Consider the following 13178-nt stretch of genomic DNA (forward strand, 5'->3'; position numbering starts at 1 on the left):
CCACGATGAACAAACCCATTGCCGAGCATCTGCTGGGACCGGCCACGGCCTTCGCCAGCTACCAGGACAACACCGCCGCGCGCATCGATCCGCAGGCCGAGGCGCGCGCCCAGGACGCCGGCGCCCGCGTGGGCATCAGCCGCGCGCACGAATCGGCTGCGCTGCATGTGGCGGGTGCCGCCACCTACATCGACGACATCCCCGAACTGGCCGGCACCTTGCACTGCGCGCTGGGCCTGTCGCCCGTGGCGGCGGGCCGGCTGCTGGGCATCGACCTGGCGGCCGTGCAGGCCATGCCGGGCGTGGTGCGCGTGCTGGTGGCGGCCGACATTCCGGGCACGAACGACTGCGGCTCCATCGTGCACGACGACCCCATCCTGTGCGATGGCGAGATCCGCTACCTGGGCCAGCCCGTGTTCGCCGTAGTGGCCACCACGCGTGACGCCGCACGCCGTGCCGCGGCATTGGCCAAGAAGGTGCTGCAGGTCGAGCCGGCCAAGCCGGTGCTGACGCCGCGCGACGCCCATGCCGGCGGCCACTACGTGGTGCCGCCCATGCACCTGGTGCGCAGCACGAGCGGCCGCAATGCCGAGGGCATCCGCGACGCCATCGCGGCCGCGCCGCACCGTCTCACCGACAGCCTGGACGTGGGCGGCCAGGAGCAGTTCTACCTGGAAGGCCAGATCAGCTACGCGATCCCGAAGGAGGGCGGGGCCGTGCACGTGCACTGCTCCACCCAGCACCCGAGCGAGATGCAGCACCTGGTGGCGCATGCGCTGCACCTGCCGGCCCATGCCGTGCACGTGGAGTGCCGGCGCATGGGCGGCGGCTTCGGCGGCAAGGAATCGCAGTCGGGCCTGTTCGCCTGCGTTGCGGCGGTGGCGACGCGCGCGCTGCGCAAGCCGGTCAAGCTGCGGCTGGACCGCGACGACGACTTCATGGTCACGGGCCGGCGCCACTGCTTCTGGTACGAGTACGACATCGGCTACGACGACGAAGGCCGCATCCTGGGCGCGGAGATCAGCATGGTCTCGCGCGCCGGCCATTCGGCCGACCTGTCGGCGCCCGTGATGACGCGCGCGCTGTGCCACTTCGACAACGCCTACTGGCTGCCCGAGGTGGCCATGCACGGCTACTCGGGCCGCACCAACACGCAGAGCAACACCGCCTTCCGCGGCTTCGGCGGTCCGCAGGGCGCCATCGCCATCGAGAACATCCTGGACAGCATCGCGCGCCGGCTCGGCCGCGACCCGCTGGCCGTGCGCCGCGCCAACTTCTACGGCGTCAAAGAGCGCAATGTCACGCCCTACCAGCAGACGGTGCAGGACAACATCCTGGAAGACCTGGTCGGCCAGTTGGAAGCCAGCAGCGACTACGCCGCGCGCCGCGCGGCCGTGGCGGCCTTCAATGCCACGAGCCCGGTGCTCAAGCGCGGGCTGGCGCTGACGCCGCTCAAGTTCGGCATCAGCTTCAACGTCAAGCACTTCAACCAGGCCGGTGCGCTGGTCCATGTCTACACCGACGGTTCCATCCTCGTGAACCATGGCGGCACCGAGATGGGCCAGGGCCTGAACACCAAGGTCTGCCAGGTCGTCGCGCACGAGTTGGGCGTGGCCTTCGAACGCGTACGCGCCACGGCCACCGACACCACCAAGGTGGCCAACACCTCGGCCACAGCGGCATCGACCGGCGCCGACCTGAACGGCAAGGCCGCGCAGGACGCGGCGCGCCAGATCCGCGAGCGCCTGGCCGCCTGCGCCGCCGCGCGCCATGGCGGCACCGCCGAGCAGGTGCGCTTTGCCAACGACAAGGTCTTCGTGAATGGCCGCGAGCTCGGTTTCGACGTGCTGGTGGGCGAGGCCTACCTGGACCGCGTGCAGCTGTGGTCCGACGGCTTCTACGCCACGCCCGGCCTGTCCTGGGACCGCGAGACCATGACCGGCCGGCCGTTCTACTACTTCGCGTACGGCGCAGCCGTCAGCGAGGTCGTCATCGACACGCTCACGGGCGAGTGGAAGCTGCTGCGCGCCGACATCCTGCAGGACGCTGGCACGTCGCTGAACCCGGCGGTGGACATCGGCCAGGTGGAAGGCGCCTTCATCCAGGGCATGGGCTGGCTCACGACCGAGGAGCTGGTCTGGCATCCCGAGAGCGGCAAGCTGACCACGCACGCGCCCAGCACCTACAAGATCCCCACGGCCAACGACTGCCCGCCCGTGTTCAACGTGCGGCTGTTCGACCGCGCGAACGTGGAGGACTCCATCCACCGCAGCAAGGCCGTGGGCGAGCCGCCGCTGCTGTTGCCGTTCTCGGTGTTCTTCGCGATCCGCGATGCGGTCTCGGCCGCGGGCGACCACCGCGTGGACCCGCCGCTGACGGCACCCGCCACCGGCGAATCCATCCTGCGTGCGCTCAGTGCGGTGCAGGCCGGCTGACGCGTGGCCCACCGGAGCAGGCCATGGCCAATGTCGTCCCGATCCAGAGGACCGTTGCATCCGGTGCCACGGCCAAGAGCGCATCCGCGCCCGGCCAGGCGCTGTTCGACCGCATCGACCTGCACCTGATCCGCGTGCTGCACGTGGTGCTGACCGAGCGCAGCGTGTCGCGTGCGGCGATCCGGCTGGGCATGCACCAGCCGGCGGTGTCGGCCGCGCTCAAGCGGCTGCGCGTGCTGTCCGGCGATCCGCTGCTGGTGCGCACCGGCGGGCGCATGGTGCCCACCGATGCCGCGCTGCGCATGGTGGAGCCGGCGGCCAGCATCCTGCGTGCGGCCGAGATGCTGTTCGCCGATGCGCGCAGCTTCGATCCGCAGACCGCCACCGACACCTTCCGCATCGCCGCCAGCGATTACCTGGACCCGCTGTTCCTGCCCACGCTGGTGGCCGACATCAAGCGCCAGGCGCCCGGCGTGCAGATCGAGATCCACCCGCTGTCGTCCGATTCCGACTACCAGGCGCATCTGGCCCAGGGCGATGTGGACCTCGTGATCGGCAACTGGATGGAGCCGCCCGAGGACCTGCACATGGCGCGGCTGCTCGGCGACGAGGTGGTGTCCATGGTCAGCCGCGACCATCCCGCCGCCCGGCGCGGCTGGGACCTGGACACCTGGCTGGCGGCCGAGCACATCGCGCCCATGCCCACGCACCCGGGTGCGCGCGGCATCATCGACCAGATGCTGGACCGCCAGGGGCATCGGCGCAACGTGGTGGCGCGCTGCGCCTACTTCGGCCTGATTCCCGACATGGTGGCCAACAGCCTGCTGGTGCTGACCACCGGCCGCCAGTACTGCGAGCGCGTGGCCGAGCGGCTGCCGCTGACCATCCTCGAATGTCCGGCCGGCCTGCCGCGCCTGCTGTACTACCAGCTGTGGCACGCACGCAGCCACAGTTCGATCGCCGCACGCTGGCTGCGCGAACGCACCAAGGACGTTGCCGCCGCGCTGCGCACGTCCAGCGACCGCTGAATTTCACACACACACACACAACATTTCCAACGGAGCGGAGACCCCATGAACTGGACAGAACGCGTGTTCAAGCTGAAAGAACACGAGACCACGGTGCGCACCGAGCTGATGGCCGGCCTCACCACCTTCCTGACGATGGCCTACATCATCTTCGTCAACCCCTCGATCCTGGGCGATGCCGGCATGCCCAAGGACGCGGTGTTCGTCGCCACTTGCCTGATCGCGGCACTGGGCACCACCATCATGGGCCTGTACGCCAACTACCCGATCGCGCTGGCGCCGGGCATGGGGCTGAACGCCTACTTCGCCTACGTGGTCGTGCTCAAGATGGGTTTCACCTGGCAGGCCGCACTCGGGGCCGTGTTCGTTTCGGGCTGCCTGTTCCTGCTGGTCACGCTGTTCGGCCTGCGCGGGCTCATCATCCGCGGCATCCCGCTGTCGCTGCGCTATGCGATCACGGTGGGCATCGGGTTGTTCCTGGCGCTGATCGCGCTCAAGAGCGCAGGCATCGTGGCGGCTTCGCCGGCCACCTTCGTGACGCTGGGCGACCTGCACACGGCGCCTGTGGTGCTGGCCGTGCTGGGCTTCGTGTTGATCGTGGTGCTGGACAAGCTCAAGGTGCCTGGGGCCATCCTGATCGGCATCGTGGCCGTGACCATCGCCTCGTTCTTCTTCGGCGGCAACCAGTTCCGCGGCGTCTTCTCGGCACCGCCCTCGATCGCGCCGACCTTCCTGCAGCTGGACATCAAGGGCGCGTTGACGGGTGGCCTGCTCAACGTGGTCATGGTGTTCTTCCTGGTCGAGCTGTTCGACGCCACCGGCACGCTGATGGGCGTGGCCAAGCGCGCCGGCCTCTTGGTGCCGGGCAAGATGGACCGCCTCAACAAGTCGCTGTTGGCCGACAGTGGCGCCATCTTCGCGGGCTCGCTGCTGGGCACCTCCAGCACCACGGCCTATGTGGAGAGCGCGGCCGGCGTGCAGGCCGGTGGCCGCACCGGCCTCACGGCGCTCACCGTGGCCGTGCTGTTCCTGGCCTGTTTGTTCATCGCGCCGCTGGCCGGCGTGGTGCCGGCCTACGCCACGGCACCGGCGCTGTTCTTCGTCGCCTGCCTGATGCTGCGCGACCTCACCGAACTCGACTGGGACGACACCACCGAGGTGATCCCGGCCGCCGTGACGGCGCTGACCATGCCCTTCACCTATTCCATCGCCAACGGCCTGGCCTTCGGCTTCATCACCTATGCGGCGCTCAAGCTGTTCACCGGCAAGGTGCGGGAGGTGCACTGGATGGTCTGGGTCATCGGCGGCGTGTTCCTGTTCAAGTTCATCTACATCGGAGGCCACTGAGCCACATGACTGCGTCCACGAAAGCCTACCGCGCGCGCCTGCTGCGCTTCTCGCCCCAGGGCGAAGCCCTGTTCGAGGAGGACGGCCTGCTGGTCGTCGGCCTGGATGCCGACGGCGTGCAGCGCGTGCGCGATGCCGGCCCGTACCGTGAGCTCATCGCGCGCCATGCGCAGGTGCCGCTCACGTACTGGCCCGACCGCATCATCGCGCCCGGCTTTCTGGACATGCATGTGCATTTCCCGCAGACCGACATCATCGGCGCGCCAGCCGAGGGCCTGTTGCCCTGGCTGGAGAACTACACCTTTCCGGCCGAGACGCGCTTCGCCGACGCTGCGCATGCGGGCGAGGTCGCAGGCTTTTTCTTCGACGAACTGCGGCGCAACGGCGTGACCACGGCGCTGACCTTCTGCACCTCGCACCCCACCTCCGTCGATGCCTTCTTCGGCGAGGCGCAGCGCCGCGGCTTGCGCATGATGGGCGGCAAGGTGCTGCAGGACCGGCACTCGCCCGACGGCGTGCGCGACGAGACGGAGCAAAGCCTCATCGACACCGAGGCGTTGATCCACCGATGGCACAACCAGGGGCGGCTCGGCTACGCGATCACGCCGCGCTTCGCGCCGACCAGCACCGACGCCCAGCTGCGCGGTGCCGGCGAGCTGGCGGCCCGGTACCCCGACACCTGGATCCATTCGCACGTGGCCGAGAACAAGGACGAGGTGCAGTGGGCGCGCGAACTGTTTCCCAAGGCGCGCTCGTACCTGGACGTCTACACTGGCTTCGGCCTGATGCGCGAGCGCGCGGTCTATGCGCATTGCATCCACTTCGACGACGCCGACCGCGCGCTGATGCGCGAGACCGGGACGGCTGCGGCCGTGAGCCCGACCAGCAACCTGTTCCTGGGCAGCGGCTTCTTCGACTACCAGGGCGCAGACCGCATCGGCATGCGCCATGGCCTGGCCAGCGACGTCGGTGGTGGCACCAGCTTCAGCCCCTTCCACACCATGCTGGCGGCCTACTACGTGGGGCGCGAGGGCCAGACCAAGCCCGGCCTCAGCCTGGCGCCCTCGCGGCTGTGGTGGAACCACACTGGCGGTGCGGCGCAGGCCTTGGGGTTGCAGGGCGTGGTGGGCACGCTGCAGGTCGGCACCGAAGCGGATTTCGTGGTGCTCCATCCCGCGGCCACGCCACTGATGGCCCGCAAGACCGCGCTGGCCGACAGCCTGGAGGAGTTGCTGTTCGCGCTGATCGTGCTGGGTGACGACCGGCTGGTGGAGCATGTCGTCACCGCCTGAGAGGCGGCCCCTCGGGCCGTCAGGCCAGCGCCATCGAGATGTCGTTGCTGGGGATCTTGCGGTCGAAGGTCAGCGAGGACTCCAGCCGCTGCAGGTGCTGGTCCATCAGCTGCACGGCACGGTCTTCCTCGCGTGCGGAGATCGCGTCGAGCAGGGTCTCGTGCTCGTCGTCGGCGAACTCCGGGCCGGTGTCCTTCTGGTACATCAGCGTGATCAGCGAGCAGCGCGACAGCAGCTCCACCATCATCTGCACCAGCACCTCGTTGTCGAGCAGGCGCGCCATCTGCAAATGGAAGTCGCCGGCCAGTTCGATGCGCTGCGCGGCATCCTTGCTGTCCTTGATCACGGCCTTCTGACGGGCCAGGTGCTCGCGCAGCGACTTGATGCGGGACGGCGTGGCCTCGCGCACGAAGGCGCGTGTCATCTCGGCCTCCAGCATGCGGCGCACCGCGAAGACCTGGCGCGCCTCGTTGACCGAGGGCGCGGCGACGAAGGCACCGCGCGCGGGCTCGAGCCGGATCAGTCGGTTCTGCGACAGCTGGAACAGCGCTTGGCGCACCAGGGTGCGCGAGACGCCGAAGTGGTCAGCCAGTTTCTGCTCCGCCAACTTGGTGCCGGGATGCAGTCGGTGTTCGACGATGGCCTTGGTGAGCGCGTCGACGATGGTTGTGGTGTTGGTGCCGGTGTTGTCCATTGCACGATCATAGCTGCATTCGTATTCGTATACACGAATGTTTCATTTGTAAGCGCGCCTGGATCAATCCTGGCCTTCGGACAAGGTGTCGAGCTGGAAGCGCCCGCTGCGGTGCCACAGCCAAGTGTCCACATAGCGCACGCGGCCCATCCGGGACGGCAGCGGGAACGGTGCGGCGGCGCGCACGGTGCGCTCGATCTCGCGCACCACCTCGGGCGCATGGTTGGGCGCGCGCATCCAGTGCAGGCGTTGCACCTGCCCCTGGCGGTCCAGTTCGACCTCCAGCACGCCGATGGCGTACAGGTTGGGTGGCAAGCGGCCGGCGTAGATGCGCTCGGCATTGGCCGCGTACAGGTGTGTGGCCGCGTCCTGGCGGTACTCGCGCGGCGTGCCGGCGTTGGACACACGCGGCGCGGCAGGTCGGCTGGCGGGGCCGGGCGCGCTGCCCGACGGGTCGGGGCGGCTGCCATCGGGCGCTCCGGGCAGCGCGGCCGGCGATGCACCCGGCGACTGGCCCAGCGGCGCGCAGCCGATCAACAGGGCGGCCGAACCGCCGACGAGGGCGCTCGTCCACAAACGGCGCTGCAGGGTGGACAAGGGCATAGGGGCTCGCGAAGCTGGAAACAGCGGCGGAGTCTACCGAAGCCCCAACCCGCCACCGCGGTGGCTGCGCCGCTGCTGTTTTCCGGGCGCGTGGCCACGCGACGACAACCACAAGAAAGCCATGACATGTTCGATTCTTTTTGCCTAAAATCCCGCCCGGTCGCAGCGGCGCGGTGCCCGGTTCACGGACACCTCAGCGCGGCCCCCCGCTTGCTCAGAGCGCCCGCAGTGGTGAGCAGCTTTCCCCACGGTGCCATCGCGCACCCCGAGGTTTGAGATGGAAAGCTATTACCTGGACTGGGCCAACCTGCTGCTGCGTTGGCTGCACGTCATCACCGCGATCGCCTGGATCGGCGCTTCGTTCTACTTCGTGATGCTGGACAGCAGCCTCGAAAAGCCCAAGGACCAAGAATCGCTGGACAAGGGCGTCGGCGGCGAACAATGGGCCGTGCACGGCGGCGGCTTCTACAACGCGCAGAAGTACACGGTCTCCCCCAAGAAGCTGCCCGACCACCTGCACTGGTCGTACTGGGAGAGCTATTCCACCTGGCTCAGCGGCTTCGCGCTGTTCTCGGTCTCCTACCTCTGGAACGCCAGCACCTATTTGATCGACAAGTCCAAGATGGACTGGTCGCCCGGCGCTGCCATCGGCGTGGCGCTGGCCTTCTTCGTCGTGTTCTGGATGGTCTACGACGCCATCTGCCAGGTGTTCGGCAAGCGCAAGAACGGCGACGCCATCGTCGGCTTCCTGCTGTTCGTGTTCATCTGCTTCGCGGCCTGGCTGGCCTGCCACTGGTTCGCCGGCCGCGCCGCGTTCCTGCTGGTCGGCGCCATGCTGGCCACCACGATGAGCGCCAACGTGTTCTTCTGGATCATCCCGGGCCAGCGCAAGAACGTCGCCAACCTGCGCGCCGGCCTGCCGGTCGATCCGATCCATGGCATCCGCGGCAAGCAGCGCAGCGTGCACAACACCTACTTCACGCTGCCGGTGCTGTTCGCGATGCTGAGCGGGCACTACAGCTTCACCTACACGCATCCGCAGAACTGGCTGGTGCTGGTCGCGATCATGCTGGGCGGTGCGCTGATCCGCCAGTTCTTCGTCATGCGCCACCACTGGAAGCTGGGACGGGCCTCGCATCCGCTGCCGTATGCGCTGGTCGGTGTGGCGATTCTGGTCGGTGTCATCGTGCTGCTCAAGCCGCAGCCGGCCGCGCCCGTCGAGGCAGCCGCCGCTGCGCCGGCCGTGAGCTTCGCGCAGGTGCAGCCGCTGGTGCAGCAGCACTGCCTGGCCTGTCACGGTGCGCAGGTGCAGATGAAGAACGTGCGGCTGGATTCGCCCGAGCTGATCGCCAAGAACGCCCAGGCGATCTACCAGCAGGTCACGGTGACCAAGATCATGCCCATGGGCAACGCCACCGGCATGACCGAGGCCGACCGCGCGCTGATCGGCCGCTGGTTCCAGGAAGGTGCCAAGACCAACTGAGCCGCCAGCGCGCCGGCGGGCTTTGGCGTATCGTCGCGCTCCCCCAGTCCGGAGCGAGACGTCCCATGCCCCTTTCGATGTACCAGGCCTCGGTGCCGGTGTTCCAGCGCCAGCTCGGCGTGCTGTCGCAGTTGCTGCACAAGGGATTGGCCCATGTGCAGGCCCAGGGTGCCGACCCGGCCACGCTGGTGCAGGCGCGGCTGGCGCCCGACATGTTCACGCTGGCCGGCCAGGTGCAAAGCGCCAGCGATGCCGCCAAGTTCGGCGCCGCACGGCTCGCCGGCGTCGCGCCGCCGCGCTTTGAGGACAACGAGGCCACGTTCGAGGAGCTGCAGGCCCGCATCGCCAGGACGCTGGAGTTCCTGGCCACGGTGCAACCCGCGCAGATCGACGGCAGCGAGGGCAAGTCCATCGTGCTCAAGGTCGGCGGCCGTGAAATGCCGTTCGAAGGCCAGCCCTATCTGCTGGGCTTCGTGCTGCCCAACTTCTTCTTCCACGTGACCACGGCCTACGCCATCCTGCGCCACCAGGGCGTGGCGATCGGCAAGCGGGACTTTCTCGGCCAGGTCTGAGGTGCCGCAGTCGCCGGTGGCGGCACGAACGGGGCGTCCGGCCGCTGGCGCAGCGGCAGCCCCGCCTGGCCTGCCAAGGTCCGGCAAGCGATGAGATTTTCTACAATTGTGCGTTCCAGCATGGCCGGAATGCTAGGGAGACATCGCGTGCCCGACCATCGAGCTTTTTTGCTTCAACCATGAGCTCATCTCATGGGTCGGCGATCGCCCCGCGGCGCCTGCCTTCGCTGAACATGCTGCGTGCGTTCGAGGCCGCCGCGCGGCTGGGCAGCGTGACGCGTGCCGCCGAGGAACTGCATGTCACGCAAAGCGCCGTGAGCCACCAGATCAAGCAGCTGGAGGCCTGGCTGGGCGTGTCCCTGGTCACGCGCGAGGGCCGCCGGCTGGCGCTCACGGCGCAGGGCGCGGCCTATCTGCCCAGCCTCAGCACCGCCTTCGACGTGCTGGCGCAGGCCACGGCCGGCATCGAGCGACAGGCGCACCGTGCGCGCCTGACCGTCAATGCGCTGCCCACGCTGACCGCGCAATGGCTCATTGCGCAACTGCCGCGCTTTTGCGCGCAGGTGCCGGATGTGGACGTGCAACTCGTCACCACGGCCAGCGTGCTCGACTTCGATCCCGCAGCCTTCGAGGTCTCGCTGCGCTGCCTGTCCACCGCTGAGCTGGCGGCCTTGCAGGCCCGGCCAGCCTGGCGCGGCGTGGCGGTCGGCCGCTTTCTGCCGGATGCGGTCACGCCGGTGTGCAGCCGCGACTGGCTGGTGCGCTCAGGGGCATTGGCGCGCCCCGCAGACCTGCGCCGGCACACGCTGCTGCACAGCCGTTCCACGCCGCAGCTGTGGCGCCAGTGGCTGGCGTTGGCCGGCGCGGACAAGCTGCGGCCAGCCGGCGAGCTGGTGTTCGACCACGCCCACCTGGCGGTGCAGGCCGCCGCGCAAGGCCTGGGCGTGGCGCTGGGCAGCCCCGAACTGGTGGCCGACGCGCTGGCCGGTGGCCTGCTGGTGGCGCCGTTCCCCGGCCTGCTGCTGCACGAGAAGGATTTCTACTGGATCCGCTCGCCGCGCGCGGCCGACGATGCGCACGCCCAGGCCTTCTGTGCCTGGCTGCAGGCCGCCGGTGCGGCGGTGGGGTAGCGCCGGGCCAGTGTGCCGGGTTGTTGCCACTGTGGCCGGGGGCTCCTGGGCACTAGAGTGGGCACCGACCCTCGCCGGTCGATCCACCAACACCAAGGAGACACGACATGCACGCATGCTGGAAATCCGGGGCGGCCGCCCTGGCCTGTGCCCTGTTCGCATCCGCCAGCCTGGCACAGGCTTCCGGCTGTCCGGACAAGAACCTGCTGTACTGGCTGGCCTTCCCGCCTGGCGGCGAGACCGATCTGGCGGCGCGGCACCAGCAGGTCGTGCTCAAGAAGCGCTGTCCGGCCATCGACACCATCGTGCAGTACAAGCCGGGCGCTGGCGGCGGCCTGCTCTGGGGCCAGATGAACCAGATGCCTGGCGACGGCCTCAACATCGTGGGCATCAATCTGCCGCACATCGTGTTCCAGCCCCTCGAGGGACAGGTGCAGTACAAGACCGAGGACATCACGCCGGTGTTCTGGTTCCACTACACGCCCGACATCCTGGTCGTGCCAGAGCAGAGCCCGATCAAGACCTTCGCCGACTTCGTGCAGGCGGCCAAGGTCGATCCCGGCAAGCTGAGCCTGGGCGGCTCGGGTCTGAACTCGGCCAACCACGCGGCGCACGAACGCATGAACGCGGCCTTCGGTGTGAAGACCACCTACATCCCCTACAAGGGCACCGGCGACATGTCGGTCGCGCTGCTCGGCGCGCAGATCGGCGGTGCCATGACCTACACGGCCTGGACCATCAACAACAAGGGCAAGGTGCGCGGTCTGGCCGTGGCCATGGAGCAGCGCCATCCGCTGCTGCCCGATGTGCCCACTTTTCGCGAACTGGGCGTGGACTGGGTCGATGGCGCCTACCGCGGCATCGGCGTGCCCAGGTCCACGCCACCGGAGGCGCGCAAGCGGCTCGCGGAACTTTGGGCTGCCATCAACCAGGACCCCGAGATGAAGGAACTGGCGGCCCGCAACGGCCTGGAGCTGGTGCAGGTCGGCAGCGAGCAGATGCCGTCCTTCATGCAGGACAAGACGCGGCTCTACACCGAAAGCGCACTGCGGCTGGGCCTGGGCAGAAAGTAGCCGGCCGGGGCGGCACAATGCGCGGCGGAGACCCCCGCCGATGACCGCCACCACCGCTTCCACCGCCCCCGATCCCGTGCAGGCACCGCGCGACTTCCTGCTGCACCTGTACCGTGCCGCGGTGGAGCGCGCCTTGCCGCTGCACAGCATGGCCGCGCACCTGCCTCCGCCGCCGCGCGGCCGCACGCTGGTGCTGGGCGCGGGCAAGGCCGGCGGCGCCATGGCGCAGGCGCTGGAAGCCCTGTGGCCGGCCGATGCGCCGCTGGAAGGCCTGGTCGTCACGCGTTACCACCACATTCCGCCGCGGCCCGCGGGCCTGGCGCAGCGCATCGAGGTCGTGGAGGCCGCGCATCCCGTGCCGGATGCGGCCGGCCTCGCGGCTGCGCAGCGCATGCTGGCGCTGACCGAAGGCCTCACGGCCGACGACCTGGTGCTGTGCCTGATGTCTGGCGGCGCCTCGGCGCTGCTGACCTTGCCGGCCGATGGATTGACCTTGGAAGACAAGCAGCGCATCAACCGCGAACTGCTGGCCTCGGGCGCTGGCATCCACGAGATGAACTGCGTGCGCAAGCACCTGTCGCGCATCAAGGGCGGCCGGCTGGCGGCTGCCTGCGCACCGGCCCAGGTGCTCACGCTCACCATCAGCGATGTGCCGGGCGATGATCCGTCGGTCATCGGCAGCGGCCCGACCGTGCCCGACACGACGACCTGCGCCGATGCGCTGGCGATCCTCGCGCGCTATGGCATCGCGGTGCCTGCGGTGATCGACACAGCGCTGCGCTCTGGTGCACTGGAGACCCCCAAGTCCGGCGACGCGCGCTTCGAGGGCCATGCCGTGCGCATGATCGCCACGCCGCAGCAGTCGCTGGAGGCCGCGGCCGCAGCCGCGCGCGCGGCCGGCATCACACCGCACATCCTGTCCGACGAGATCGAGGGCGAGTCGCGCGAGGTCGGCAAGGTGCACGCGGCGCTGGCGCGCGCCGTGGCGCAGCGCGGCCAGCCGTTCGCGCGGCCCTGCGTGATCCTGTCGGGTGGCGAGACCACGGTCACCATGCGGCGCCAGCCCGAGGGCACGCCGCGCGGCCGGGGCGGGCGCGCCGGCGAGTTCTGCCTGGGCCTGGCCCAGGCCTTGCAGGGGCAGCCGGGGGTGTTCGCACTGGCGGCCGACACCGACGGCATCGACGGCGTGGAAGACAACGCCGGTGCCAGCGTGCGACCCGACACCTTGGCGCGCGCCGAGGCTGCCGGCCTCAAGGTGGCGGCTTACCTCGACCGCAACGACGCCTATGGCTACTTCGACGCGCTGGGCGACCTGGTCATGACCGGGCCCACGCACACCAATGTCAACGACTTCCGCGCCTTGCTGGTTTTGTAGGCGCTTGCTGGACGATCCATGGATGCTGCTTCCCCCGGGCTGATCAAGCCCACCGTGCTGGTGGTGGACGACACGCCGGACAACCTCTCGCTCATGAGCGCGCTGCTCAAGGACCTGTACAAGGTCAAGGTGGCCAACCACGGCGA

Annotated in this window: 11 protein-coding genes and 1 pseudogene; 10 read left to right on the forward strand and 2 right to left on the reverse strand. The window is 69.0% G+C overall.

What is annotated here, in order from left to right:
• Positions 1 to 5 precede the first annotated feature (5 nt).
• Genes xdhB through guaD form a run of 4 tightly spaced genes read left to right on the forward strand, consistent with a single transcriptional unit; the run spans position 6 to position 6102 of the window.
• Positions 6 to 2435 carry a xanthine dehydrogenase molybdopterin binding subunit gene (xdhB, locus tag ASF45_RS08450; RefSeq protein WP_056659916.1) on the forward strand — a complete coding sequence of 810 codons (2430 nt, stop codon included), beginning with the start codon at positions 6 to 8 and terminating at the stop codon, positions 2433 to 2435.
• 23 nt (positions 2436 to 2458) lie between these two features.
• Positions 2459 to 3463, forward strand: a complete 1005-nt coding sequence (locus ASF45_RS08455; protein ID WP_082550899.1) for a LysR family transcriptional regulator — start codon at positions 2459 to 2461, stop codon at positions 3461 to 3463.
• Between the two features lie 45 nt (positions 3464 to 3508).
• On the forward strand, positions 3509 to 4810 hold the full coding sequence (locus ASF45_RS08460) for an NCS2 family permease (protein WP_056659919.1): 1302 nt from the start codon (positions 3509 to 3511) through the stop codon (positions 4808 to 4810).
• A gap of 5 nt (positions 4811 to 4815) precedes the next feature.
• The gene (guaD, locus tag ASF45_RS08465) at positions 4816 to 6102 is read left to right on the forward strand and encodes a guanine deaminase (RefSeq protein WP_056659922.1); all 1287 of its coding nucleotides are present in this window, start codon (positions 4816 to 4818) and stop codon (positions 6100 to 6102) included.
• Positions 6103 to 6121: 19 nt separating this feature from the next.
• Here guaD and ASF45_RS08470 read toward each other — a convergent pair whose 3' ends face one another.
• Together ASF45_RS08470 and ASF45_RS08475 are read right to left on the reverse strand one after the other, a co-directional pair.
• Entirely contained in the window at positions 6122 to 6796 is a 675-nt protein-coding gene (locus ASF45_RS08470; protein WP_056659925.1) for a GntR family transcriptional regulator, read from the reverse strand.
• A gap of 63 nt (positions 6797 to 6859) precedes the next feature.
• Complete coding sequence (locus tag ASF45_RS08475) at positions 6860 to 7399, reverse strand: hypothetical protein (RefSeq protein WP_056659928.1); 540 nt, start codon at positions 7397 to 7399, stop codon at positions 6860 to 6862.
• Positions 7400 to 7676: 277 nt separating this feature from the next.
• On the opposite strand from ASF45_RS08475, the gene ASF45_RS08480 reads away from it, so the two are divergent.
• The 6 genes and pseudogenes from ASF45_RS08480 to ASF45_RS35115 all read left to right on the forward strand — a co-directional run.
• Positions 7677 to 8882, forward strand: a complete 1206-nt coding sequence (locus ASF45_RS08480) for a urate hydroxylase PuuD (RefSeq protein WP_056659931.1) — start codon at positions 7677 to 7679, stop codon at positions 8880 to 8882.
• Positions 8883 to 8947: 65 nt separating this feature from the next.
• On the forward strand, positions 8948 to 9454 hold the full coding sequence (locus ASF45_RS08485) for a DUF1993 family protein (protein WP_056659934.1): 507 nt from the start codon (positions 8948 to 8950) through the stop codon (positions 9452 to 9454).
• Positions 9455 to 9687: 233 nt separating this feature from the next.
• Positions 9688 to 10584 (forward strand): LysR substrate-binding domain-containing protein, encoded by an 897-nt coding sequence (locus tag ASF45_RS08490; protein WP_056659937.1) that lies wholly within the window; start codon positions 9688 to 9690, stop codon positions 10582 to 10584.
• Between the two features lie 107 nt (positions 10585 to 10691).
• Positions 10692 to 11657, forward strand: a complete 966-nt coding sequence (locus ASF45_RS08495) for a tripartite tricarboxylate transporter substrate binding protein (RefSeq protein ID WP_056659940.1) — start codon at positions 10692 to 10694, stop codon at positions 11655 to 11657.
• Between the two features lie 40 nt (positions 11658 to 11697).
• Positions 11698 to 13032 (forward strand): glycerate kinase, encoded by a 1335-nt coding sequence (locus ASF45_RS08500; RefSeq protein WP_056659943.1) that lies wholly within the window; start codon positions 11698 to 11700, stop codon positions 13030 to 13032.
• Positions 13033 to 13050: 18 nt separating this feature from the next.
• A pseudogene (locus tag ASF45_RS35115) lies at positions 13051 to 13178 on the forward strand (two-component system response regulator); the annotation flags it as partial.

Source organism: Pseudorhodoferax sp. Leaf265 (assembly GCF_001422365.1).
Lineage (GTDB): Bacteria > Pseudomonadota > Gammaproteobacteria > Burkholderiales > Burkholderiaceae_C > Pseudorhodoferax.

Coding starts and splice junctions, on each gene's coding strand:
- xdhB (WP_056659916.1), top strand. CDS start 6: ATGAACAAACCCATTGCCGAGCATCTGCTGGGACCGGCCACGGCCTTC.
- ASF45_RS08455 (WP_082550899.1), top strand. CDS start 2,459: ATGGCCAATGTCGTCCCGATCCAGAGGACCGTTGCATCCGGTGCCACG.
- ASF45_RS08460 (WP_056659919.1), top strand. CDS start 3,509: ATGAACTGGACAGAACGCGTGTTCAAGCTGAAAGAACACGAGACCACG.
- guaD (WP_056659922.1), top strand. CDS start 4,816: ATGACTGCGTCCACGAAAGCCTACCGCGCGCGCCTGCTGCGCTTCTCG.
- ASF45_RS08470 (WP_056659925.1), bottom strand. CDS start 6,796: ATGGACAACACCGGCACCAACACCACAACCATCGTCGACGCGCTCACC.
- ASF45_RS08475 (WP_056659928.1), bottom strand. CDS start 7,399: ATGCCCTTGTCCACCCTGCAGCGCCGTTTGTGGACGAGCGCCCTCGTC.
- ASF45_RS08480 (WP_056659931.1), top strand. CDS start 7,677: ATGGAAAGCTATTACCTGGACTGGGCCAACCTGCTGCTGCGTTGGCTG.
- ASF45_RS08485 (WP_056659934.1), top strand. CDS start 8,948: ATGCCCCTTTCGATGTACCAGGCCTCGGTGCCGGTGTTCCAGCGCCAG.
- ASF45_RS08490 (WP_056659937.1), top strand. CDS start 9,688: ATGCTGCGTGCGTTCGAGGCCGCCGCGCGGCTGGGCAGCGTGACGCGT.
- ASF45_RS08495 (WP_056659940.1), top strand. CDS start 10,692: ATGCACGCATGCTGGAAATCCGGGGCGGCCGCCCTGGCCTGTGCCCTG.
- ASF45_RS08500 (WP_056659943.1), top strand. CDS start 11,698: ATGACCGCCACCACCGCTTCCACCGCCCCCGATCCCGTGCAGGCACCG.